9 protein-coding genes are annotated in these 8458 nt (G+C 72.5%); 5 read left to right on the forward strand and 4 right to left on the reverse strand.

The features are described from left to right. Positions 1–11 precede the first annotated feature (11 nt). The gene (locus tag EV684_RS11650; RefSeq protein ID WP_132647413.1) at positions 12–782 is read left to right on the forward strand and encodes an ABC transporter permease; all 771 of its coding nucleotides are present in this window, start codon (positions 12–14) and stop codon (positions 780–782) included. Between the two features lie 36 nt (positions 783–818). Continuing rightward, positions 819–1304, forward strand: coding sequence for a nucleoside deaminase (locus EV684_RS11655; protein ID WP_132647415.1), 486 nt, complete (start codon positions 819–821; stop codon positions 1302–1304). Here the strand turns inward: EV684_RS11655 and EV684_RS11660 are convergent. After that, positions 1234–1545 carry a DUF2917 domain-containing protein gene (locus tag EV684_RS11660; RefSeq protein ID WP_132647373.1) on the reverse strand — a complete coding sequence of 104 codons (312 nt, stop codon included), beginning with the start codon at positions 1543–1545 and terminating at the stop codon, positions 1234–1236. The two genes, EV684_RS11655 and EV684_RS11660, sit on opposite strands and share 71 nt — an antisense overlap. A 153-nt stretch (positions 1546–1698) precedes the next feature. Between EV684_RS11660 and EV684_RS11665 the strand changes: the two genes are divergently transcribed. Next, entirely contained in the window at positions 1699–3198 is a 1500-nt protein-coding gene (locus EV684_RS11665; protein WP_132647375.1) for an aminotransferase-like domain-containing protein, read from the forward strand. 67 nt (positions 3199–3265) lie between these two features. Beyond that, positions 3266–4099, forward strand: a complete 834-nt coding sequence (locus EV684_RS11670; RefSeq protein ID WP_132647377.1) for an urease accessory protein UreD — start codon at positions 3266–3268, stop codon at positions 4097–4099. 7 nt (positions 4100–4106) lie between these two features. Here EV684_RS11670 and EV684_RS11675 read toward each other — a convergent pair whose 3' ends face one another. Genes EV684_RS11675 through EV684_RS24010 form a run of 3 tightly spaced genes read right to left on the reverse strand, consistent with a single transcriptional unit; the run spans position 4107 to position 6026 of the window. Further along, positions 4107–4667, reverse strand: a complete 561-nt coding sequence (locus EV684_RS11675) for a hypothetical protein (protein WP_132647379.1) — start codon at positions 4665–4667, stop codon at positions 4107–4109. Between the two features lie 34 nt (positions 4668–4701). Further along, a complete protein-coding gene (locus EV684_RS11680; protein WP_132647381.1) occupies positions 4702–5853 on the reverse strand; it encodes a PepSY-associated TM helix domain-containing protein in 1152 nt (383 codons plus the stop codon). Then, the gene (locus tag EV684_RS24010; protein ID WP_165908471.1) at positions 5850–6026 is read right to left on the reverse strand and encodes a hypothetical protein; all 177 of its coding nucleotides are present in this window, start codon (positions 6024–6026) and stop codon (positions 5850–5852) included. Before EV684_RS24010 ends, EV684_RS11680 begins: the two co-directional genes overlap by 4 nt. A gap of 162 nt (positions 6027–6188) precedes the next feature. Between EV684_RS24010 and EV684_RS11685 the strand changes: the two genes are divergently transcribed. Continuing rightward, complete coding sequence (locus tag EV684_RS11685) at positions 6189–8315, forward strand: TonB-dependent siderophore receptor (RefSeq protein ID WP_132647383.1); 2127 nt, start codon at positions 6189–6191, stop codon at positions 8313–8315. Positions 8316–8458 lie beyond the last annotated feature (143 nt).

The following is an 8458-nucleotide window of genomic DNA, read 5'->3' on the forward strand; positions in this document are numbered from 1 at the left end:
CTGAGGTGCACATGAAACTGGGCAAGAACTTCGAACGCTGGGCTCCCTGGGGCCTGCTGGCGCTGCTGCTGCTGCTGTGGGAGCTGTTCGTCGCCGGCTTCGACATCCCCGAGTTCATCTTCCCGAGCCCGATCCAGATCGGCCGCGAGTTCACCGAGTTCGGCGGCCCGCTGCTCGAAGCCGCCTGGAAGACCTTCTGGGTGACGATGCTCGGCTTCGTGCTGGCCATCGTCGTCGGCGTGCTGCTCGGCTTCCTGGTCGGCAGCTCGCGGGCCGCCTATGCCGCGCTGTACCCGCTGCTGATCGGCTTCAACGCGGTGCCGAAAGCGGCGGTGGTGCCGATCCTCGTCGTCTGGTTCGGCATCGGCCTGGGGCCGGGCATCCTGACGGCCTTCCTGATCTCGTTCTTCCCGATCACGGTGAACATCGCCACCGGCCTGGCGACGCTGGAGCCGGAGCTGGAGGACGTGCTGCGGGTGCTCGGCGCCAAACGCTGGGACGTGCTCGTCAAGGTCGGGCTGCCGCGTTCGCTGCCGTACTTCTTCGGCTCGCTGAAGATCGCGATCACGCTGGCCTTCGTCGGCACCGTGCTCGCCGAGATGACCGCCGGCGACTCCGGCATCGGCTACCTGATGCAGACCGCCGGCAGCCAGCAGCGTTTGCCGCTGGCCTTTGCCGGGCTGGTGACGATCGGCGCGATGGCGATGCTCATGTACGAGCTGTTCTCCTGGGTCGAGAAACGCACCACCGGCTGGGCGCACCGTGGATCGCAGAACCACTGAGCCCGCCGCGCGGGCGCCATCGTCGGCATGCCCGGCATGACGGGCCCGGCGCCCGATCGCCTGCTCGCCTGGCTGCGCCGCGCCAACGCGGTCGCGGCCCAGGCGCTGGCCGGGGGCCGGCACCCGTTCGGCGCCGTGCTCGTCGCGCCGGACGGCGACACCGTGCTGCTGGAGCAGGGCAACGTCAGCGCCGTCGAACACGCCGAGGCGGTGCTCGCGCGCGAGGCCGCGCGGCGCTGGGGGCCGGCCTACCTGGCCGGCTGCACGCTGGTGACGACGGTCGAACCCTGCGCGATGTGTGCCGGCACCCAGTACTGGGCCGGCATCGGCCGGCTGGTCTACGGCATGGAAGAGCGCGAGCTGCTCGCGCTGACCGGCGCCCACCCCGAGAACCCGACGCTGGACCTGCCGTGCCGCGAGCTCTTCGCACGCGGCCAGCGCGCCATCGAGGTCATCGGCCCGGTGCCGGCCGCAGTTCCGGAGATCGCGGCGCTGCACCGGGACTTCTGGCGCCGCGGCTGAGCGCCGCGCCCGGCGCCAGCAGCTCGGCCCGCACCGCGCCGTCCAGCGCCTCGACGACCAGCGCGCCGCGGCTGCCGGCCGGCAGCACGTGCTCGGCACCGGCGGCCAGCACCTCGTCATCGGGGCAGCCGCGGGCCGTCAGCCAGACCCGCCCCTGCAGCACACGCAGCCGGCGGCCGGCGGGGCCCGGCGGCAGCGTCAGCGCCTGGCCGGGAGCGAGGAGGAGGGCGGTGGTGTCCATGGCGCTGATCGTCGGGGCGCGGCCGGGCGCCCGCCAGCCACAGCGCCGCGCGGGCTTCACCGGCACAGATGGCCGCCGACGTGCGGCTGTGCTGGCCTGTTCGGGCCGCGGCTGTACTGGTCCGCGGCCGCGAGGCGCGCCCACAATGAACGCATGCACGCCACCGCAGCCGACGTTTCCCGCCCGCTGTACCGCCGCCTCGCCGACCACCTGGCCGGCGCCATCCGCGGCGGCACGCTGCCGGCCGGGGCGCGGCTGCCGTCGGTGCGCCAGGCGGCGCGCGAGCAGCTGGTGTCGGTGGCCACCGTGCTGCAGGCCTACCGCGCGCTGGAAGACGAACAGCTGGTGCAGGCGCGGCCCAAGTCGGGTTACTTCGTCGCCGCCGCGCCGCGTGGCGTGCGCCTGGCCGAACCCGGCACCTCGTCGCCGCCCGAAGCGCCGCTGGCGGTGGACATCGCCTCGCTGTACGAGCTGATGATCCAGATGCTGGGTGCGCCCGGCGTCGTGTCGCTGGGCGCCGCCTGCCCGGCCTCGGCGCTGTACCCGGGCGCGCGCATCCGCCGCGCCGTCAGCCAGGCGGCGCTGCGCCACCGCGCGCTGCTGACGCATTACCCCGGCAGCTTTGGCGAGGAATCACTGCGCCGCGCGATCGCGCGCCGTGCACTCGCCATGGGGCTGACGCTGGACGCACGCGACATCGTCGCCACCGGCGGCTGCAACGAGGCCATCGCGCTGGGCCTGCGCGCCGTCACCCGGCCCGGCGACACCGTCGCGCTGGAGTCGCCGACCTCGTTCGGCTTCCTGCAGATCCTCGAAGCCCAGGGCCTGCGCGCGCTGGAGATCCCGACCCACCCGCGCCACGGCCTGTCGGTGGACGCGCTGGCGCTGGCGCTGCAGACGCAGCCGGTGCGCGCGCTGCTCGCGGTGCCGACGCTGCAGAACCCGCTGGGCGCCTGCATGCCGGTGGGCGAGCGCCGGCGGCTCGCGCAGCTGCTGGCGCGGCACCAGGTGCCGATGATCGAGGACGTGATCTACAACGATCTGGCCGAACGCGACGAACACCGGCGCGCGGTGAAGTCCTTCGACACCGAAGGCCTGGTGATGGTCTGCGGCTCCTTCGCCAAGACCGTGGCGCCGGGGCTGCGTGTCGGCTGGATCGAGGCCGGGCGTTACAGCGCCGCCGTGAAGCGCGTGAAGCCGGCTTTCGGCGGCGGCAACACCGGCATCGTCGAGATGGCGATGGCCGAGCTGCTGAACCAGCCCGGCTACGAGCCGGGGCTGCGGCGGCTGCGGCGCGCGATCAACCCGCGCATGGCCGAGGCGCGTGAGCTCGTCGCCGCGCACTTCCCGCGGGGCAGCCGCGTCACCGACCCGGCCGGCGGCATCATGCTGTGGGTCGAGATGCCGGCGGTGGTGGACTCGATCGAACTCTTCCGCCGCGCGCTCGCGGCCGGCATCTGCGTCGCGCCGGGCACGATGTTCAGCGCCAGCGACCGTTATCGCCACTGCCTGCGCCTGAGCCTGGGCGGCGACTGGGACGACAGCCACCGCGGCGCCATCGCACGCGTCGGCGTGCTGGCCTGCGCGCTGGCGGCCGAAGCGGCCCGCCCGGCCACGCCGCAGGCCGCCAACGACGAGCCACGCGCAGCCTGAGTGCCGCGCTCTCCTACACTCCGCCGTCCCCAACCACCTCCGGGCGCCGCGTGCGTGCCCGCCTCGCATGGGCTGGCACGGCCACCTCCGCATCGACTACAGCCGCGACGGCGAACGCTGCATCGCGCTGGACCGCCACCACGGCCCGCTGCGTGTGCTGCAGCGGCTGTATCCCGAAGGCCCCGGCATCTGCCACCACGTGCTGGTGCACCCGCCCGGCGGCATCGTCGGCGGCGACGTGCTGGAGCTGGACGCCACGCTGGCCGAGGGCACGCACGCCGTGCTGACGACGCCCGGCGCGACACGTTTCTATCGCAGCGCCGGCGAGACCGCGCGCCAGCGGGTGAGCTTCGAGCTCGCCGCCGGCGCGCGCCTGGAATGGCTGCCGATGGAGACTATCGCCCACCGCGCCTGCCTGGCCGACAACGCCTTGAGCCTGCGCCTGGCGCCGGGCGCCGAGGCCATCGCCTGGGACCTGCTGGCGCTGGGCCTGCCCGCCGCCAGCGAAGCCTTCGACGCCGGGCGCTACGCCCAGCGCACCGAAGTGCCGGGTGTCTGGCTGGACGCCGGCGTCGTGGACGGCAGCGACCACGTGCTGCTCGACGGCCCCTGCGGTTTTGCCGGCCACCGCGTGCTGGGCACGCTGTTCTGCGCCGCGGGCGGCGCGGGTTTCGACGCCGCGCGACGCACGGCGCTGCTGGAGGCGGCGCGCGAAGTCATAGCCGCCGACACGCTGGCCGCCACCGCCGGCGTCACCTCGCCGCACGCGCCGGTGGTCGTGGCGCGGGTGCTGGCCGACCGCGTCGAGCCGGCGATGGCGCTGGCCGTCAAGCTGCGCGCCGCCTGGCGGCGTGTGCTCTGGGGCCTGGCGCCGAACCCGCCGCGAATCTGGCGGACCTGAGGCGCGCTCAGCGCGCCGGGGCGCCGCCGTCTGGGCTGTCGGCGGCCGTTTCGGTGACCCGGCCCAGCGTCGTCCACTGACCGCCCGGCTGCCGCTGCAGCGTGAAACTCCGCCGCCGGCTGGGGCAGCAGGCCGCGTCGCCCGGCGCGTGCGCCAGGCCCTCGACGCGCAGGCGCTCGGGGCCCAGCGCGCGGATCGTCTCCACCCAGCGCACCGGCATCTCCAGCCGCACCGCCGGCGACGACGCGCCGGGGTCGACGACGAAGCTGTCGCCGGTGCCGACCACGACGATGGCCAGGCGCGCGCGGTCGCTGCCCGAGCCGCCGCGGCAGCCCAGGTCGCCGTGCCAGACCACGGCGTAGCGCGCGTGCTCGCGGGCGGCGTCGTCGCGGTAGGGCCGCAGCGTGGCCACCCGTTCGGGCGGGATCTCGTCTTCGGTGCAGGAGACGGCCTGGGCGTAACGGGTGGCGGCCTGGGCCGCCGCGTCGCTGGCGTCCTGCGCCGAAGGCGCCGCCTGCGTGCCGGTGGCGGCGAGCGCCAGCGCGATGGAGAGCGGGGCGGTTTTCATGGCGTGGCGCCATTGTCCGCCGCCCCGGCGGTGCCTAGGTCAGCGCCGGCACGCCGTCCTCGGTCTCGCCGACCGCGGCTTCGCGCGTGCGTGTCGCGCGGCGCTTGAGCCACAGGTACAGGCCGCTGCCGAGCACGACGATGGTCGCCACGTCCAGCAGCGTCCAGAGGATCTTCATCGGCATGCCGGCGTAGTCGCCGAAGTGCAGCGGCCTGGACACCAGCAGCGCCGTCAGGTACCAGGGCAGGGCAGGCGCCGCGGTGACGCCGGCGCTGCGTGCGTCGACCAGCACCGGCTTCAGCAGCCTGGACGTCAGCGGCGTGTCGCCCTGCAGGAAGACGGTGACGTGGTGCGGGCTGGAGTAGGCGGTGCCCGGGAAGGCGAGGAAGGACACCTTCTGGCCCGGCGTGTGCGCCAGCGCCGCGCCGAGCGCCTGCTGCACCGGCGCACGTTCGGCGTCGGGCACCAGCGGCTGGCCGGCGTAGGGCGCCAGCAGCGCGCTCAGCTGCGAGTACTGCCAGTACTTCACCAGCGGGTCGGCCCAGGTGTTGATGACGCCGGTGAAGCCGACGACGGTGGCCCAGACCAGCGTCACGATGCCCAGCAGGTTGTGCAGGTCCAGCCACTTCAGCCGCGGCGATCTCTCGCGGCGCACGGTGCCGAAGTCCAGCCGGCGCATGAACGGCGCGTAGAGCACCACGCCCGAGACGATGGCGACCACCATCAGCAGGCCCATGAAACCCAGGAACAGCATGCCCGGCAGGCCGGCGAACAGGTCGACGTGCAGGCGCTGCATCCAGTACATGAAACCCTGGCTGGTCTTGGCGTCGCGCAGCACCTGCGCCGTGCGCAGGTCGACGGCGACCGACTTGTAGTCGTCGGTGGGCGCCGGCGTCGGCGTCAGCGTGAAGTGCCAGATCAGCGGCTGCTCGTCGTCGGGCGCGGCGTACTGCACGACGCGCTGCGGGTACAGCGCACGCGCCGCGGCCATCGCCTCGTCCAGCGGCCGCGCGGCCTGCGGCGCGGCCAGCACCGGCAGCTCGACCTCGTCGCCCGAGAGGTGCTCGATCTCGTGGTGGAAGATCAGCGGCAGCCCGGTCAGGCACAGCAGCAGCATGAACAGCGTGCTGATCAGGCTGGTCCAGGTGTGCACCCCGCTCCAGATGCGCAGCGAACGCGCCTTCATCGGGCGCCCCGCGCCAGCGAGTACCAGCCGCCCACCGCCACCGGCACGCCCAGCGCCAGCCAGGCCCAGACGTCGCCCCAGGCGTCGGACACGAGCGCGCTCAGCAGCCCGGAGGCGGTGAGCAGGCCCAGGGCCAGCGGCCAGGCCCAGAGGCGGCGGAATTCAGGCGACATGCGATCTCCGTGTGGCCGGTACCCCGTGTTCCGGCGCGCGGATGGTAATAGAAACGAGAAACGTTATCATCCGCAAAGAGGACGCCGTGGCCACGCGGCGCAGGGCGCAGCACCGGGATCGCACCGGGCCGCCGCCGTCAGATCACCACCCGAAGACCCCGCATGACCCGCAAACTGATGCTGAGCGCCTGTGCGCTCGCCGTGTGCAGCCTGGCCGCCCAGGCCCAGACCCAGACCCAGGCCGACGACACCGGCACCCAGGCCGCCGACGCCGGCGGCACCGAGAAGATCGTCGTCACCGCCAAGCGCGCGCAGCGCGTGTCCAAGGGCGCCACCGGGCTGCCGATGGAGATCAAGGACACGCCTCAGAGCATCAGCACGATCGAGCGCCAGGACATCGAGGACTTCGGCGCCACCGGCAGCAACGACGCGCTGCGCCTGGGCACCGGCATCAACGTCGAGCAGTACGAGACCAACCGCGTGGGCTACAACTCGCGCGGCTTCGACATCCAGCTCACGCAGATCGACGGCATCGGCATGAGCAACGAGTGGGGCGTCGTCGTCGGCCAGCAGGACAGCTACCTGTTCGAGCGCATCGAGCTGATCCGCGGCGCCAACGGCCTGCTGACCGGCGTGGGCAACGCCTCGGGCACGATCAACTATGTGCGCAAGCGTCCGAAGAACGAGGACGGCGGCGAGGCCAGCGTCACCTGGGGCCCGCAGGGCAGCAACCGCCTGGCGCTGGACTACAACAAGGTGCTCGCCGAAGACGGCTCCTGGGCCGGCCGGCTGGTCGTCGCGCGCGAGGACAAGGACTCCTACCTGCGCGGCCTGCGCGACCTGCGCAACACCGTCTACGGCGTCGTCGACGGCCAGATCGGCGAGCACGGCATGCTGACCTTCGGCTTCAGCCACCAGCGCAGCAACCAGGACTCGCCGATGTGGGGTTCGCTGACGCTGAACTACATCAGCGGGGGCCAGGCCGAGTTCGACCGCTCGTCGTCGACCTCGCAGGACTGGACCTACTGGGACACGCGCACCAACAACGCCTTCGTCGAGTACCGCCACGAGCTGGCGCCCGACTGGGAAGCCAAGTTCACCTACAACCACCGCCGCAGCTGGGAAGACACGGCGCTGGTCTACGCCTACTCGCTGACCGGCGGGCTGAACGACGACAACACCGGGCTCGTCGCCTGGCCGTATTCCAGCCACGGCGTGACGAGCAACAGCCTGTTCGACGCCAGCGTCAGCGGCGAGTTCGACGCCTTCGGCCGCCGCCACAGCCTGATCGCCGGCATCAGCCGCTCGCGCCAGAAGAGCGACGTCGACGCCCAGGGCTTCGGTGACGCGTATCTGAACGCGCCGCTGCCGGCCTTCCCGTACGGCGGCGACGTCTACGGCGAGCCCGAGTGGACCGGCGTCGCGTCGACGACCAGCGGCGAGCAGACGCTGACGCGCCTGTACGCCGCGTCGCGCCTGGCGCTGACCGACCGGCTGAAGGCCATCGTCGGCGTCAACGCGATCAGGCTGCAGCGCGAAGGCGCCAGCCGCTACGGCAACTCGGGCACCAACGGCGTCAGCTACCCCGACACCGAGGAGACCAGCCCCTACGTCGGCCTGACCTACGACATCACGCCGGCGGTGCTGGGCTACGTGTCGTACTCGACGATCTTCCTGAACCAGGACCAGACCGACTACGACAACGTCTACCTGGACCCGATGAAGGGTGTGAACGCCGAGGCCGGCGCTAAGGCCGAGTGGCTGGACCGCAAGCTGCTGACCACCTTCGCCGTCTTCACCGCCGAAGAGAAGGGCCTGGCCACCTACGCCGGCACCAACCCCGACACCGGCAGCTACTGGTACGTGCCCAAGGACGTGAAGTCGCGCGGCTTCGAGGCCGAGGCCACCGGCCGCGTGGGCGCCGACTCGCGCATCACGCTGGGCTTCACGCGCCTGAAGCTCACCGGCCCGGACGGCAAGGACACCAGCCTGTGGGTGCCGCGCACGACGGTGAACTTCCGCTTCGACACGCGCGTGGCGCAGCTGCCCCAGCTGCGCCTGGGCGTGGGCGGGCGCTGGCAGTCCGACGTCAGCAACGCCGCCCAGACCATGGAGCAGGGCGCCTACCTGCTGGCCAACGCCTTTGCCGCCTACGAGTGGAACGAGCGCACCACGGTGCGCCTGAACGTCGACAACGTCACCGACAAGAAGTACATCAACGGCCTGTCCAACGGCGCGATCTACGGCGCGCCGCGGCAGGTGTCGCTGACGGTGAACTACAAGCTGTAAAGCGGCGGGGCCCGGTCGCCGCCCGCGGCGCGGGACGGCCGCAACCGTCGTCCTGATTAGCAACGTGCCTCAGCAGTCTCACGCAGTGAGCCAGTGAACTTCTACGCTGGCAGCACCGCTCACGAGGAGACGCTGATGGCGAT

It is taken from the genome of Rubrivivax gelatinosus, from assembly GCF_004340905.1.
Lineage (GTDB): Bacteria > Pseudomonadota > Gammaproteobacteria > Burkholderiales > Burkholderiaceae_C > Rubrivivax > Rubrivivax gelatinosus.